The organism is Amycolatopsis sp. YIM 10, assembly GCF_009429145.1.
Taxonomy (GTDB): Bacteria; Actinomycetota; Actinomycetes; order Mycobacteriales; family Pseudonocardiaceae; genus Amycolatopsis.
This window is the reverse complement of the sequence record NZ_CP045480.1, coordinates 2,114,654-2,130,057: the sequence shown is the minus strand read 5'-3', so window position 1 is coordinate 2,130,057 and position 15,404 is coordinate 2,114,654. Positions and strand designations below refer to the sequence as shown.

General features: G+C 69.5%; 13 protein-coding genes and 1 riboswitch. Of the genes, 2 read left to right on the top strand and 11 right to left on the bottom strand.

The features are described 5' to 3' along the window. Window positions 1-116: 116 nt before the first annotated feature. From YIM_RS10600 to YIM_RS10555, 10 genes are all read right to left on the bottom strand, one after another. Complete coding sequence (locus tag YIM_RS10600) at window positions 117-1,490, bottom strand: L-serine ammonia-lyase (protein WP_153030190.1); 1,374 nt, start codon at window positions 1,488-1,490, stop codon at window positions 117-119. A 12-nt stretch (window positions 1,491-1,502) separates the two neighbouring features. After that, window positions 1,503-2,504, bottom strand: a complete 1,002-nt coding sequence (gene lipA / locus YIM_RS10595) for a lipoyl synthase (protein WP_153030189.1) — start codon at window positions 2,502-2,504, stop codon at window positions 1,503-1,505. Next, window positions 2,501-3,772: a serine hydroxymethyltransferase gene (gene glyA, locus YIM_RS10590; RefSeq protein WP_153030188.1), complete on the bottom strand. Its 1,272-nt coding sequence runs from the start codon at window positions 3,770-3,772 to the stop codon at window positions 2,501-2,503. Before glyA ends, lipA begins: the two co-directional genes overlap by 4 nt. A 2-nt stretch (window positions 3,773-3,774) precedes the next feature. Further along, window positions 3,775-4,152, bottom strand: coding sequence for a glycine cleavage system protein GcvH (gene gcvH / locus YIM_RS10585; RefSeq protein WP_153030187.1), 378 nt, complete (start codon window positions 4,150-4,152; stop codon window positions 3,775-3,777). 13 nt (window positions 4,153-4,165) lie between these two features. Next, the gene (gcvT, locus tag YIM_RS10580) at window positions 4,166-5,254 is read right to left on the bottom strand and encodes a glycine cleavage system aminomethyltransferase GcvT (RefSeq protein WP_153030186.1); all 1,089 of its coding nucleotides are present in this window, start codon (window positions 5,252-5,254) and stop codon (window positions 4,166-4,168) included. Between the two features lie 6 nt (window positions 5,255-5,260). Then, a complete protein-coding gene (gene gcvP / locus YIM_RS10575; protein ID WP_370469017.1) occupies window positions 5,261-8,038 on the bottom strand; it encodes an aminomethyl-transferring glycine dehydrogenase in 2,778 nt (925 codons plus the stop codon). A 105-nt stretch (window positions 8,039-8,143) separates the two neighbouring features. Further along, a riboswitch (glycine riboswitch) is annotated at window positions 8,144-8,245 on the bottom strand. A 142-nt stretch (window positions 8,246-8,387) separates the two neighbouring features. Beyond that, on the bottom strand, window positions 8,388-9,152 hold the full coding sequence (locus tag YIM_RS10570; RefSeq protein WP_153030184.1) for a 3-oxoacyl-ACP reductase: 765 nt from the start codon (window positions 9,150-9,152) through the stop codon (window positions 8,388-8,390). Continuing rightward, window positions 9,153-10,523: an aldehyde dehydrogenase gene (locus YIM_RS10565; RefSeq protein WP_153030183.1), complete on the bottom strand. Its 1,371-nt coding sequence runs from the start codon at window positions 10,521-10,523 to the stop codon at window positions 9,153-9,155. Continuing rightward, window positions 10,520-11,233, bottom strand: a complete 714-nt coding sequence (locus YIM_RS10560) for a gamma-glutamyl-gamma-aminobutyrate hydrolase family protein (protein WP_153030182.1) — start codon at window positions 11,231-11,233, stop codon at window positions 10,520-10,522. The genes YIM_RS10565 and YIM_RS10560 overlap by 4 nt, the downstream gene beginning before the upstream one ends. Next, window positions 11,214-12,578 (bottom strand): glutamine synthetase family protein, encoded by a 1,365-nt coding sequence (locus YIM_RS10555; protein WP_194240111.1) that lies wholly within the window; start codon window positions 12,576-12,578, stop codon window positions 11,214-11,216. Before YIM_RS10555 ends, YIM_RS10560 begins: the two co-directional genes overlap by 20 nt. Window positions 12,579-12,776: 198 nt before the next feature. Here YIM_RS10555 and eat point away from each other — a divergent pair, with 198 nt between their 5' ends. Next, the gene (gene eat, locus YIM_RS10550) at window positions 12,777-14,222 is read left to right on the top strand and encodes an ethanolamine permease (RefSeq protein WP_153030181.1); all 1,446 of its coding nucleotides are present in this window, start codon (window positions 12,777-12,779) and stop codon (window positions 14,220-14,222) included. A gap of 9 nt (window positions 14,223-14,231) precedes the next feature. Then, window positions 14,232-15,068 carry an amidohydrolase family protein gene (locus YIM_RS10545; protein ID WP_194240110.1) on the top strand — a complete coding sequence of 279 codons (837 nt, stop codon included), beginning with the start codon at window positions 14,232-14,234 and terminating at the stop codon, window positions 15,066-15,068. Here the strand turns inward: YIM_RS10545 and YIM_RS10540 are convergent. After that, window positions 15,052-15,387: a hypothetical protein gene (locus YIM_RS10540; RefSeq protein WP_153030180.1), complete on the bottom strand. Its 336-nt coding sequence runs from the start codon at window positions 15,385-15,387 to the stop codon at window positions 15,052-15,054. The two genes, YIM_RS10545 and YIM_RS10540, sit on opposite strands and share 17 nt — an antisense overlap. Window positions 15,388-15,404: the final 17 nt, after the last annotated feature.

The window sequence follows — 15,404 nt, the reverse complement described above, 5'->3', positions numbered from 1 at the left end:
CGGAGTGCCGTGCCGTGAATGTGGCTTTCAGAAAACGACTCCGCGCGTAGCTCCGTTGAGGGTGGTGGCGGGCGACGGGAGGGCGGAATCGGCCGTGAAAGCCACATTCACGGCACTCAGCACTCGATGACGTTGACGGCCAGGCCGCCCCTGGCGGTTTCCTTGTACTTGATTTTCATGTCGGCGCCGGTTTCGCGCATGGTTTTGATGGCCTTGTCCAGGGTCACCACGTGGCTGCCGTCGCCGCGCATGGCCATTCGGGCGGCGTGGATGGCTTTCGAGGCACCCACGGCGTTCCGTTCGATGCACGGGATCTGCACCAGACCACCCACCGGGTCGCAGGTCAGGCCCAGGTGGTGTTCCACGCCGATCTCCGCCGCGTTCTCCACCTGTGCCGGGGTGCCGCCGAGTACTTCGGTGAGGCCCGCCGCGGCCATCGCGCAGGCTGAGCCGACCTCGCCCTGGCAGCCGACTTCGGCGCCCGAAATCGAACCCGTCTGCTTCAGGATCGAACCCATCGCGCCCGCGGTGAGCAGGAACGTGACGATGCCGTCGTCGTCGGCACCGCGGATGAACCGCTGGTAGTAGTGCAGCACCGCGGGAATGATCCCGGCCGCCCCGTTTGTCGGCGCGGTCACCACCCGGCCGCCCGAAGCGTTCTCCTCGTTGACCGCCAGCGCGTACAGGCTCACCCAGTCCATCGCGTACAGCGCGTCCCCGACGCCGTCCTCCGCGCTCAGCTTCTGGTGCAGCGAACGCGCCCGCCGCGGCACCCGCAGCCCGCCGGGCAGCACCCCGTCGTGCTCACACCCCGCCCGCACGCACTCGACCATCACCTGCCAGATCTCCAGCAGCCCGGCCCTGACCTCGTCGCGGCTCCGCCACACCAGTTCGTTGCGCAGCATGATCTCGCTGATCGGCAGACCGGTCGACGCGCAGTGCGCGAGCAGGTCCGCCCCGGTGCGGAACGGGTACGGCAGTTCGGTGCTGTCCTCGACGACGACGTGGTCGCTCTCGTACGACTCGTCGCGCACAAAACCGCCGCCGACCGAATAGAACGTCCGCGACCGCAGCACCGCGCCGTCGCTCCCGAAGGCCTGGAAGGTCATGCCGTTCGGGTGCGCGGGCAGCGACTTGCGCCGGTGCATGGTCAGGTCGGTGTCCGGGTCGAAACCGATCTCGTGCTCACCGCGCAGGCTGATCCGCCCGCGCTCGCGCATGCCCGCGATCATCTCCGGCACCCGGTCGGTGTCCACCGCTTCCGGGCGCTCACCGGCCAGGCCGAGCAGCACCGCCTTGTCGCTGCCGTGCCCGTGCCCGGTCGCACCGAGCGAGCCGAACAGTTCGGCCTTGATGCGTGTGGTGGCACGGAGATCGCCGTCCGCCGCCAGACCGTCCACAAAGGTCAGTGCGGCCCGCATCGGCCCGACCGTGTGTGAACTGGACGGGCCGATGCCGATGGAAAACAGATCGAAAACGCTGATCGCCATTGATCGCTCTCTTTACCGGCCCAGGAGGCTGGTGGCCTCCTGTGCGGCGGGACCCTGAGCGGCCAGGTGGGCCAGGTTCTCCGGCAACTCCTCACCGCGGTGGGCCTTGGTCTGCGCGTACAACCGCCCGGCCCGGTACGACGACCGCACCAGCGGCCCGGCCATCACACCGGCGAACCCCATCGCCTCGGCGGCCCGCGAATGCTCGACGAACTCCTCCGGCTTGACCCACCGGTCCACCGGGTGGTGGCGCGGGGAGGGCCGCAGGTACTGGGTGATCGTGAGGATCTCGCAGCCCGCCTCGACCAGATCCCGCATCGCCGGGCCCACCTCGTCCGGGGTCTCGCCCATGCCCAGGATCAAGTTCGACTTGGTCACCAACCCGGCCTCACGGGCGGCGGTGATGACCTCCAGCGACCGGGCATACCGGAACCCGGGACGGATCCGCTTGAAAATCCGCGGCACCGTCTCCACGTTGTGCGCCAGCACCTCCGGCCGGGACCCGAACACCTCGGCCAGCTGAGCCGGGTCGGCGTTGAAGTCCGGGATCAACAACTCGACACCGGTACCCGGGTTCAGCGCGTGGATCTGGCGCACGGTTTCGGCATAGAGCCAGGCACCACCATCATCGAGGTCATCGCGGGCCACACCGGTCACGGTGGAGTAGCGCAGGCCCATCGCCTGCACACTCTCGGCCACCTTGCGCGGCTCCGACCGATCCAGCTCCGCCGGGCGGCCGGTGTCGATCTGACAGAAATCACAACGACGGGTGCACTGATCCCCACCGATCAGGAACGTCGCCTCCCGATCCTCCCAGCACTCGTAAATGTTGGGACAACCCGCCTCTTCACACACGGTGTGCAGACCCTCCCGGCGCACCAAGCCCTTCAACTCGGTGAACTCCGGACCCATCCGCGCCCGCGTCTTGATCCACGACGGCTTCTTCTCGATCGGCGTCTGACTGTTACGAACCTCGAGCCGCAACAGCTTCCGACCCTCCGGCGCGGCGGTCATCCCAGGTCCGCGTACAGCGGGTGCTTCTTGGCCAGCAGCTCGACCCTGGCGCGCAGCGACTGCTCCACCGCGGAGTCGAAGTCCGGCCGCAGCGCGATCGCGATCACGTCGGCGACCTCGGCGAAGTCGTCGGCGGTGAAACCGCGGGTGGCCAGCGCCGGGGTGCCGATGCGCAGCCCGGAGGTGACCATCGGCGGACGCGGGTCGAACGGCACCGCGTTGCGGTTGACCGTGATGCCGACCGAGTGCAGCCGGTCCTCCGCCTCCTGACCGTTCAAAGTGGACTTGACCAGGTCGACCAGCACCAGGTGCACCTCGGTGCCGCCGGTGAGCACACGAACCCCGGCCTCGGCGCAGTCCGACTGGGACAGTCGCTCCGCCAGGATCTTCGCGCCCTCGAGCACGCGCCGCTGCCGCTCGGCGAACTCCTCGCTCGCGGCGATCTTCAGCGCCACTGCCTTCGCCGCGATCACGTGCTCCAGCGGCCCGCCCTGCTGACCGGGGAACACCGCGGAGTTGAGCTTCTTCGCCAACTCCTGCTTGGCGAAGATCAGCCCGCCGCGCGGCCCGCCGAGGGTCTTGTGCGTGGTGGTGGTGACGATGTCGGCGTGCGGCACCGGGTTCGGGTGCAGCCCGGCCGCGACCAGCCCGGCGAAGTGCGCCATGTCCACCATCAGCTTGGCGCCCACCTTGTCCGCGATGCGGCGGAACTCGGCGAAGTCCAGCTGACGCGGGTAGGCCGACCAGCCCGCGATGATCAGTTTCGGCTCGCTCTCCACGGCGAGGCGCTCGACCTCGGCCATGTCGACGATGCCGGTCTCCTGGTCGACGTGGTAGGCGACCACGTTGTACAGCTTGCCGGAGAAGTTGAGCTTCATGCCGTGCGTCAGGTGCCCGCCGTGGGCCAGGTCCAGCCCGAGAATGGTGTCACCGGGGCTGAGCACGGCGGCCATCGCGGCGGCGTTGGCCTGCGCGCCCGAATGCGGCTGCACGTTCGCGAAGTCCGCGCCGAACAACGACTTCGCGCGGTCGATCGCCAGCTGCTCGATCACGTCGACGTGCTCGCAGCCGCCGTAGTAACGACGGCCGGGGTAACCCTCGGCGTACTTGTTGGTCAGCACCGAGCCCTGCGCCTCGAGCACGCCCTGCGGCGCGAAGTTCTCGGAGGCGATCATCTCCAGCGTGGACTGCTGGCGGTGCAGCTCGGCGGCCACCGCGGCGGCCACCTCCGGGTCCACAGTGGACAGGTCAGCGTCGAAGGAGTTCATGCTCACGCCTCCTCGTTGGTCAGCTCGCGGTAGCGGTCGGCGTCGAGCAGCTCGGGCAGCTCGGCGGCGCGCACGCGGAAGAGCCAGCCCTTGCCGTACGGATCGGAGTTGATCAGCTCGGGCTCGTCGGCCACCGCGCCGTTGATCTCCACCACCTCGCCGGTGGCCGGCGCGAACAGCTCGCTGACCGACTTGGTGGACTCGATCTCGCCACACGGCGAACCGGCGGTCAGCGTGGACCCGACCTCGGGCAGCTGCACGTAGACGACGTCACCGAGGGATTCCGCGGCGAAGGCCGTGATGCCCACAGTGGACACACCGTCCTCTTCGCGCAGCCATTCGTGCTCGGCGGTGTAACGCAGTTCCTGGGGGATGCTCATCAGAGAAAGTCCTTCAGCGCTTGTAGAACGGCAGGGCGACGACCTCGACGGGTTCGACGCGGCCACGGATGTCGACGGAGAGTTTGGCACCCGGGTCCGACAACGCGGGCGGCACGTACGCCATCGCGATCGGATACCCCAGAGTGGGTGACAGCGCGCCACTGGTGATCTCGCCGACCACCGTTTCGCCGTCCAGCACGGGATAGCCGTGCCGGGGCGCGCGCCGTCCGCTGCCGGTCAGCCCGACCAGCACGCGCTCGGCCCCGGCGTCCCGGCGCTCGGCCAGCGCCGCCTTGCCGACGAAGTCCTCTTCCTTGTCGAACTTGACCACGCGGCCCAGCCCGGCCTCGAACGGGGTCACTTCGGTGCTGAGTTCGTTGCCGTACAACGGCATTCCGGCTTCGAGGCGGAGCGTGTCGCGGCAGGCGAGCCCGGCGGGCACCAGCCCGTGCGGCTGCCCGGCCTCGGTCAGCACCCGCCAGATCTCCGGCGCGACCGCGGCGTCGACGTACAGCTCGAACCCGTCCTCACCGGTGTAGCCGGTGCGGGCGAGCAGCACTTCGTGGCCACCGACCGAGGTCGGCACCGAGGCGTAGTACTTCAGCGCGGTCAGGTCGGCGTCGCAGACCGCGCCGACGATGGCGGGCGAGTTCGGCCCCTGGACCGCGATCAGCGCGACCTCGGCCGAGCGGTCGTCGACCCGCGTGTCGAAGCCGGAAGCGCGCTCGCGCAGGGCCTCGGCGACCACCGCGGCGTTGCCCGCGTTCGCCACCACCAGGTACTTCTCGTCGGCCAGCCGGTAGACGACCAGATCGTCCAGCACCCCACCGGATTCCGCGCACAGCATGGAGTACCGGGCCCGGCCGACCGACACCGCGGACAGCTTGCCGACCAGCGCGTGGTCGAGCGCACGGGCGGCCTCCGGCCCGGTCAGCTCGATCTCGGCCATGTGCGAGAGGTCGAACAGACCGGCGGCCTCGCGCACGGCCTTGTGCTCGGCCAGTTCACTGGCGTACCGCACCGGCATCGACCAGCCGGCGAAGTCGGTGAACAGCGCGCCGAGTCCGGAGTGGACTTCGTGCAGGGGGGATTTTGCAGTCACGGGGGTTCAGCCTTCGTAGGACGAGATGGGCGGGCAGGAGCAGACGAGGTTGCGGTCACCGCGGGCGCCGTCGATGCGCCGCACCGGTGGCCAGTACTTGCCCTTCGCCTTCACCCCGGCCGGGTACACCGCCAGCTTGCGGTCGTACGGCAGGTCCCAGTCGCCGGTCAGCACCTCGGCGGTGTGCGGAGCGTTGCGCAACGGGCTCCGCTCCACCGTCCAGCGGCCGTCGGCGACCGCGGTGATCTCCGCGCGGATGGCGATCATCGCGTCGCAGAAGCGGTCCAGCTCGGCCAGGTCCTCGCTCTCGGTCGGCTCGACCATCAGCGTGCCCGCCACCGGGAAGGACATCGTCGGCGCGTGGAAGCCGTAGTCGACCAGCCGCTTGGCCACGTCGTCCACGGTCACGCCGGTTTCCTTGGTGATGCCGCGGAGATCCAGGATGCACTCGTGCGCGACCAGCCCGGACTGACCGGCGTAGAGCACCGGGTAGTGAGCGCGCAGGCGGGCGGCGACGTAGTTGGCGGCCAGCACGGCCACCTTGGTCGCCTTGGTCAGCCCCTCGGCGCCCATCATCCGCACGTAGGCCCAGGAGATCGGCAGGATCGAGGCCGAGCCGTACGGCGCCTCGGAGATCGGGCCGACCCCGGTCTCCGGCCCGGCACCACTGTCGAGCGGGTGGTTCGGCAGGTACGGGGCCAGGTGCGCGCGAACCGCCACCGGGCCGACACCGGGACCCCCACCGCCGTGCGGGATGCAGAAGGTCTTGTGCAGGTTCAGGTGCGAGACGTCACCGCCGAACTTGCCCGGCTTCGCCAGCCCGAGCAGCGCGTTGAGGTTCGCGCCGTCGACGTAGACCTGGCCGCCGTGCTCGTGCACGATCGCGGCCAGTTCCTCGATGCCGTGCTCGTACACCCCGTGCGTGGACGGGTAGGTGATCATGATCGCGGCGAGCGTGTCCTTGTGCTGCTCGGCCTTGGCGCGCAGGTCGTCGAGGTCGACGTCACCCTCGGCGGTGCAGGCGACCACGACCACGCGCATCCCGGCCATCACCGCCGAAGCCGCGTTCGTGCCGTGCGCCGAGGACGGGATCAGGCAGACGGTCCGCTCCGGCTGCCCGTTCGCGCGGTGGTACGCGCTGATCGCCAGCAGCCCGGCGAACTCGCCCTGGCTGCCCGCGTTCGGCTGCAGCGAAACCGTGTCGTAGCCGGTGACCTCGGCCAGCCAGCCGGACAGCTGCTCCACCAGTTCCCGGTAGCCCTCGCTGTCCTCGGCCGGGGCGAACGGGTGCAGCCCGGCGAACTCCGGCCAGCTGATCGGCTCCATCTCGGTGGTGGCGTTGAGCTTCATCGTGCACGAGCCGAGCGGGATCATGCCGCGGTCGAGCGCGTAGTCCTGATCGGACAGATGACGCAGGTACCGCAGCATGGCCGTCTCGGAGCGGTGCGTGTGGAACACGTCGTGGGTGAGGAAGTCGGTCGCGCGGACCACGTCGCCCGGCAACGCGCTCTCCTCGCCGGGCGCCGCGTTGGCCTCCAGCTCGAAGGCGAGCAGCACGCGGTTCAGCGTGTCGGTGGTGGTGGTCTCGTCGCAGGCGATGCGGACGTGGTCGCCGTCGACGCGGCCCAGGTTCACGCCGAACCGGCGAGCGTCGCTGAGCACCTGCTCGGCCTTGCCCGGTACGCGGACCAGCAGCGTGTCGAAGTAGTGCTCGTGCACGATCTCGGCACCGCCCGCGCGCAGTGCCGCGGCCAGCCCGGTGGTCAGCGCGTGGACACGCTCGGCGATCCGCTTCAACCCGTCCGGACCGTGGTAGACCGCGTACATCGCGGCCAGCACGGCGGGCAGCACCTGCGCCGTGCAGATGTTCGAGGTGGCCTTCTCGCGGCGGATGTGCTGCTCGCGGGTCTGCAGCGCGAGGCGGTAGGCGGGCGCGCCGTCGGCGTCCACCGAGACCCCGACCAGACGGCCCGGCAGCGAGCGCTCCAGTCCGGCACGCACGGCCAGGTAACCGGCGTGCGGACCCCCGCCGCCGAGCGGCACGCCGAAGCGCTGCGTGGTGCCCGCGGCGATGTCGGCGCCGAACTCGCCCGGCGCCTCGACCAAGGTCAGCGCGAGCAGGTCCGCGGCGACCGTGTACAGCGCGCCCGCGGCCTTCGCCGCCTCGGAAACGCGCTGGTAGAAGCCCTTGTCCCGGAGCACGCCCGAAGCGCCCGGGTACTGCACGACCACGCCGAAGAACTCTTCCGGCAACCCATCCGAAAGGTCCCGCACGTCGACCTCGACACCGACCGCTTCGGCGCGGGTCCGCACCACCGCAATCGTTTGCGGCAGGGTCTCCGCGTCGAGCACCACCACCGGCGACTTGGCCTTCGACTGGCGGCGCATCAGCATGACCGCCTCGGCCACCGCGGTCGACTCGTCCAGCATCGAGGCGTTCGCGGTGGTCAGGCCGGTCAGGTCGGCGACCATGGTCTGGAAGTTGAGCAGGGCTTCGAGCCTGCCCTGCGAGATCTCCGGCTGGTACGGGGTGTAGGCGGTGTACCAGGCCGGGTTCTCCAGCACGTTGCGCCGGATCACCGCCGGGGTGACGGTGTCGTGGAAGCCAAGGCCGATCATCGGCGTCATCGGCCGGTTGCGGGCGGCGAGGCGGCGCAGCTCCGCGGTGGCCTCGGTCTCCGAGGCGGGTTCCGGCAGGTTGAGTGCGCTGGTCAGCCGGATCGCCCCGGGCACCGCGGCCTCGACCAGCGCTTCCAGACTGCCGTAGCCGCATTCGGCCAGCATCTTGGCCTGCTCGGGATCACCTGGACCGATGTGTCGCGCGGCGAACGGGCTGCTGCTCACTGGAGCTCCTCGCGTCGGGCATGGGCATGGGGGCCCACAGCTGGGAACTCCCCCTCTGTCATGGCACCTGAGAGTTTCACCGCGCACTCGAGCGCGGCTTTCACCTTGGGTGAGGCGCGGGTGCGCCTGCTTTCCAGAGTGGCCTGGCCTGAAGCGGTGTGCTACCTGAGAGATTGGTGGGGAGTTTGCTCCTTCGGTGCCTCGTTCCACGCGTGAACGCGCGGCGAGAACTCTCCCGCTCCGGCTCGTGTCAGCCCGATGTGAAGTTGTGTGCTCGGCTGATCGTAACTCACAACGGGGTCACGTAGGCCCCCGAGATGCCGCCGTCGACCAGGAACTGCGACGCTGTGATGAACGACGCATCGTCGCTGGCCAGGAACGCGACCGCGGCGGCCAGCTCCTCGGGCTCGGCGAACCGGCCGAGCGGGACGTGCACCAATCGGCGGGCCGCGCGCTCCGGGTCCTTGGCAAAAAGCTCCTTGAGCAGCGGCGTGTTCACCGGCCCCGGGCACAGCGCGTTGATCCGGATGCCCTCGCGGGCGAACTGCACGCCCAGCTCACGGGTCATCGACAGCACACCGCCCTTGGACGCGCTGTAGGAGATCTGCGAGGTCGCCGCGCCCATCACCGCCACGAACGACGCGGTGTTCACGATCGACCCCTTGCCCTGGGCCCGCATGTGGGGAATGGCGTACTTGCAGCACAGGTACACCGAGGTCAGGTTGACCCGCTGCACCTTCTCCCACGCGTCGAGGCCGGTGGTCAGGATCGAGTCGTCCTCGGGCGGGGAGATGCCGGCGTTGTTGAACGCGACGTCCAGCGAGCCGTACTCGTCGACCGCGGTCTGGAACAGCGCCTTGACCTGCTCCTCGTCGGTCACGTCGGTCCGCACGAACAGCCCGCCGACCTCGTCCGCGGCGGCCTTGCCCGCCTCCTCGGCGACATCGGCGATGACCACCTTGGCGCCCTCTTCGGCGAGCCGCCGGGCGGTGGCCAGGCCGATCCCGCTGCCACCGCCGGTGATGGTCACCACGCGGCCGTCAAAGCGCTGCATCTAGTTCTCCTCGGTAGAAATGAACACGTTCTTGGTCTCGGTGAAGGCGGTGACCGCGTCGGGGCCCAGTTCCCGGCCGAGGCCGGACTGCTTGAAGCCACCGAACGGCGTCCAGTACCGCACCGAGGAATGCGAGTTGACCGAGAGGTTCCCGGCCTCCACCCCGCGTGACACCCGCAGCGCGCGGCCCACGTCGGAGGTCCAGATCGAGCCGGAGAGCCCGTACTCGGTGTGGTTGGCCATGCGCACCGCGTCCGCCTCGTCGGCGAACGGCACCACGGCCACCACCGGTCCGAAAATCTCCTCGCTGGCCAGCGGGTGCGTCAGGTCCGGCGGGGTGACCACGGTCGGCGGGAACCAGAACCCGGCACCGTCCGGCGCGCTGCCGCGGAACGCCACCGGCGCGTCGGCGTCCACATAGGACGAAACCTTGGCCAGGTGACCGGCCGAGATCAGCGGGCCCATCTCGGTCGACTCGGCACCGGGATCACCGACCACCACCCCGCGCACCGCCGGTTCGAGCAGTTCCATGAACCGGTCGTACACGCCGGCCTGCACCAGGATCAGCGAGCGGGCGCAGCAGTCCTGCCCGGCGTTGTCGAACACGCCGTATGGCGCGGTCGCCGCGGCCTTCTCCAGGTCGGCGTCGGCGAAGACCAGGTTCGCGTTCTTGCCGCCGAGTTCCAGCGTCACCCGCTTCACCTGAGCAGCGCAGCCCGCCATGATCTGCTTGCCGACCTCGGTCGAGCCGGTGAAGACCACCTTGCGCACCAGCGGGTGCTCGACGAACCGCTGTCCGACCACCGAGCCCTTGCCCGGCAGCACCTGGAACACGTCCTCGGGAATGCCCGCCTCGCGCGCCAGCTCGGCGAGCCGCAACGCGGTCAGCGGGGTCAGCTCGGCGGGCTTGAGCACCACCGTGTTGCCCGCCGCCAGCGCCGGGGCGAATCCCCAGCCCGCGATCGGCATCGGGAAGTTCCACGGCACGATCACGCCGACCACACCGAGCGGCTCGTGGAAGGTCACGTTCAACCCGCCCGGCACCGGGATCTGCTGCCCGATCAGGCGTTCCGGGGCGGCCGCGTAGTAGTGCAGCACGTCGCGGACGTTGCCGGCCTCCCACCGCGCGTTGCCGATGGTGTGACCGGAGTTGACCACCTCCAGCTGCGCCAGGTACTCGATGTCGGCGTCCACCGCGTCGGCGAACCGGCGCAGCAGCCGGGCGCGATCGCCCGGCGCCACCGCCCGCCACGACGGCAGCGCGGCGTGCGCCCGCCGGATCGCCGCGTCGGTGTCCTCGGCCGATGTCAGCTCGACCGAGCGCACGGTCTGCTCGGTCGCCGGGTTGATGACCTCGAATGTGGTGCTCATGCCTTACCTTTCCCCGCTTCCGCCACCAGCGCGGCGAACAACCGGAAGTCGTCGAGGTCCTGTTCGGGATGCCACTGCACGCCCAGCACGAACCTCCCCGGTGTCTCGACTGCCTCGATGGTTCCGTCGGCAGCCCAGCCAACGGCCTGAAGTCCCTCACCGAGCCGGTCCACCGCCTGGTGGTGGTAACAGCGGCACTTCGTCTGGCCGCCAAGGATCTCCGCCGCGCGACTGCCCTCGGCGAGGCGCACGTCGGTCATGCCGAAGGTGGCCACGGCAGGCTGGTGGTCGCTGGTGCCGAGCCGCTCGGGCAGGTGCTGGGTGAGCGTGCCGCCGAAGGCCACGTTGAGCACCTCCATGCCGCGGCACACGCCCAGCACCGGCAGGCCGTCGGCGAGCGCCCGGTCCAGCAGCCCGAACTCGAACGCGTCGCGCGCGGGCCGGGTCACCGTGGTCGGATGCGCCTCCTGCCCGTACCGCGACGGTTCGATGTCGGCGCCGCCGACCAGCACCAGGCCGTCCAGCGCCGCCGCCAGCTCGGCGTGCCCGAAACCGATCGGCGGCAGCAGCACCGGCACACCACCGGCGCGCGTCACCGCCTCGACGTACTGGCCGTGCAGCACCGCGGCCTCAGTCTCCCACACCCCGAACGAGGTCCGTTCGAGATAGGTGGTGAGGCCGATGAGTGGCCTAGAGACGTTCGAAACCACGTACTCGCTCCCAGTCGGTGACCGCGGCGTCGAAGGCGGTCAGCTCGACCTTCGCCGCGTTCAGGTAGTGCTCCACCACGTCCGCGCCGAATGCCTCCTGCGCGACCTTGCTGTCCTTGAGCAGTTCGGCCGCCTCGCGCAGGGTGGTCGGCACGGTCGGCTTTCCCGAGGTGTAGGCGTTTCCTTCGAGTTCGGGCTCCAGCGGCAGCTCGTTCTCGATGCCGTGCAGCCCGGCCGCGATCAGCGCGGCGACGGCCAGGTACGGGTTGACGTCGCCGCCCGGCACGCGGTTCTCCACCCTCAGCGACTGGCCGTGGCCGACCACGCGCAGCGCGCAGGTGCGGTTGTCGGTACCCCAGGCGACCGAGGTCGGCGCGAAGCTGCCGGGCACAAAACGCTTGTAGGAGTTGATGTTCGGCGCGAAGAAGTAGGTCAGCTCCCGCAGGCAGGCGAGCTGCCCGGCGAGGAAGTGCTCCATCAGCTTGGAGAACCCACCCGGCCCGTCCCCGGCCAGCACCGGTTCACCGTCGAGCGAGCGCAGGCTGATGTGGATGTGGCACGAGTTGCCCTCGCGCTCGTTGTACTTCGCCATGAAGGTCAGGCTCTTGCCCTCCTGCGCGGCGATCTCCTTGGCACCGTTCTTGTAGATGCCGTGGTTGTCGCAAGTGGACAACGCGTCGGTGTAGCGGAAGGCGATCTCCTGCTGGCCGGGGTTGCACTCCCCCTTGGCCGACTCCACGTACAGCCCGGCGCCGGTCATCGCGTTGCGGATCCGGCGCAGCAGCGGTTCCAGCCGCGCGGTGCCGAGCATGGAGTAGTCCACATTGTACTGATTCGACGGGGTCAGCTCGCGGTAACCGGTTTTCCAGGCCTGCTCGTAACTGTCCTCGAAGACGATGAACTCCAGCTCCGTGCCGACGAAGGCGCCGAGGCCCCGCTCGGCGAGCCGGTCCAGCTGCCTCTTGAGCACCTGGCGCGGGGAGACGGTGACGTCACCGCCCTGCACCCATTCCACGTCGGCGAGCACCATCGCGGTGCCCTCCTGCCACGGCACCAGCCGCAGCGTGTCGAAGTCGGGCCGCAACACGCAGTCGCCGTAGCCACGCTCCCAGGACGAGATGGCGTAACCGTCCACTGTGTTCATGTCGACGTCGACCGCGAGCAGGTAGTTGCAGGCCTCGGTGGCGTGCGGCACGACCTCGTTGAGGAAGTACTCCGCCGCGCACCGCTTGCCCTGCAACCGGCCCTGCATGTCGGTCATCGCCACCAGGACGGTGTCCACGGTCCCGTCCTCGACGAGCCCCCGCAGCTCCTCGAGCGTCAGCATGCCCTTGCGTTTGCCCATCGACGACACCTCTCCGTCCCGCACAGTTAATGGAACTGTACAGACCCATTGAATGACCTTGGTACCGGTGCAACGGGCCGAAGTCAACCGGCTCGCGGGCGCCTTGACAAACCCGAGGGGATGGCCGAACCTCGGACAACTTCAAAGGACTGTCCTGGCATCCATTGGGAGGCCGGACGTGACCCGCAGGGAGTCCAGATGGCCGAGCAGCGGCACCACGGCAAGGTCGAGTACAACCAGGTCGGCGCCGACTACCTCAAGCAGAGACAGCTCAAACGCGGGGCGGCCGGCTGGCTGCTGCTGGCCGGACTGGGGGTTTCCTACGTCATCTCCGGCGACTTCGCCGGGTGGAACTTCGGGCTGGAGAAGGGCGGCTGGGGCGGCCTGCTGATCGCCACCGTGCTGATGGCGGTGATGTACGGCTGCATGGTCTTCGGCCTGGCCGAGATGTCCTCGGCGCTGCCGGTGGCCGGAGCGGGCTACGGCTTCGCGCGGCGCGCGCTCGGCCCGCTCGGCGGGTTCGCCACCGGGGTGGCCATCCTGATCGAGTACTCCATCGCGCCCGCCGCGATCTCGATCTTCATCGGCGGGTACGTGGAAACACTGGGCCTGTTCGGGCTGACCAACAGCTGGCCGGTCTACCTGGTCTGCTACCTGATCTTCATCGGGATCCACCTGCGCGGGGTCGGCGAGGCGCTGCGCGCGATGTTCGTGATCACCGCGGTGGCCGTGGTCGCGCTGGTGCTGTTCGTGGTCGGCATGGTGCCGAAGTTCGACGGCGGCAAGCTGTTCGACATCCCGGCCACCGACGCGTTCGGGGCCAGCTCGTTCCTGCCGTTCGGCATCACCGGTGTGCTGGCGGCGCTGGTCTACGGCATCTGGTTCTTCCTGGCGGTGGAGGGCGTGCCGCTGGCCGCGGAGGAGGCGCGCGACCCGAAGCGCGACATGCCGCGCGGCATCATCGCCGCGATGGGCGCGCTGGTGGTGTTCGCCGCGTTGATCCTGGTGCTGGCGCCGGGCGGGTCCGGGTCGGCGGCGCTGTCCACGTCGAACAACCCGCTGGTGGACGCGGCGAAGCTGGCTTACGGCGGGAACAACTGGCTGAGCCAGGTGGTCAACTACGTCGGGCTGGCCGGGCTGGTCGCGAGCTTCTTCTCCATCATCTACGCCTACTCGCGGCAGCTCTTCGCGCTTTCGCGGGCCGGGTACCTGCCGCGGTGGATGTCGAAGACCGGGAAGCGGAAGACGCCGTACCTGGCGCTGATCGTGCCGGGCACCATCGGTTTCGTCCTGGCGACGGCCACCGGCGACGGGGCGCTGCTGATCAACATCGCGGTGTTCGGGGCGACGGTTTCCTACGTGCTGCTGAACCTCTCGCACATCGTGTTGCGGAAGCGGGAGCCGGACCTGGAGCGCCCGTACCGCACGCCGGGCGGCGCGTGGACCACCGGTGTCGCGCTCGTGCTGGCCGCCGCGGCGGTGGTGGCGACCTTCCTGGTGGACGTGCTCGCGGCCGCGATCACCGGTGGCATTCTCGTGCTGGCTCTGGCGTACTTCTGGTTCTACAGCAGGCACCACCTGGTGGCCTCCGCGCCGGAAGAGGAGTTCGCCGCGATCTCCGAGGCGGAGTCGGATCTGGCCTAACATGGGGTGATGGAGCTGGGCACGGTCGGCCTGCCGGAGATCATCGACGCCTGGATGCAGCAGCCGAACGCCCGGTTCATGGCCGAGCCGTGGCTGGATTCCTTGCTCCGCTGGACCGGCGGTGCCCGGATGGCGCCGCCGTTGCAGGCGACGCTGTCCGAGATGGACAACGCCGGCGTGCGTGCCGGGCTGCTGTCGGCCTGGTACTCGCCTCGCGGGCCGCTGATCACCAACGACGAGGTCGCCGAGGTGGTCGAGCGGCATCCGGCCCGGTTCGCCGGCATCGCCTCGGTGGATCTCACCGACCCCATGGGCGCGGTCCGCGAGATCCGCCGCTGCGTGCGCGACCTCGGCTTCGTCGGCGTGCGTGTGGTGCCGTGGTTGTGGAACCTGCCGCCCAACGACCGCCGCTACTACCCCGTCTACGTCGCCTGCGTGGAGCTGGGTGTGCCGTTCTGCACGCAGATCGGGCACACCGGGCCACTGTGCCCGTCCGAACCCGGCCGCCCGATCCCCTATCTGGACGAGGTGCTGCTGGACTTCCCGGAGCTTGTTGTGGTCGGCGGACACGTCGGCTTCCCGTGGCTGAACGAGGTGCTGTCGCTCGCGATGAAGTACCCGAACTTCCACATCGACACCTCGGCGTACGCCCTGCACCGCCTGCCCGCCGAACTGGCCGACTACGCCAGGGGGCGGGGGCGCACACGTGTGCTGTTCGGCTCCAACTACCCGATGATCACGCCGCGCGACTGCCTCAAGCAGTTCGACAAGCTCGAACTGGGCCCCGAGGCGAAGGAACTCTTCCTCGGCGGCAACGCACGGCGGATCTTCAATCTGCAGCTCTGAGCGCCACCAACCCGAACACCACGGCCATGGCCACCCCGAGCAACCGCATCCAGCTGCCCGCGAAAATCCCGAACTCCGTCACGTCGCCCAGCCGCGCGTACGAACCGCTGGCGAAGAAACCGACGCCCTCCGCGAGCGCCGCCAGTACCGCGACGATCGGCGTCCACCGCCAGCGCACCACCACGAACAACGCGGCCACCAGCATGATCACCAGCGCGGGCGGTACCGCGGGCATGACCACCCCGCCGAGCTTCGCCACCACCAGACCCGCCGACGCCAGCACCAGACCGGCGATCGTCGACCGCCTCGCCGCGCTCACCGCGCGACCCGATCCGT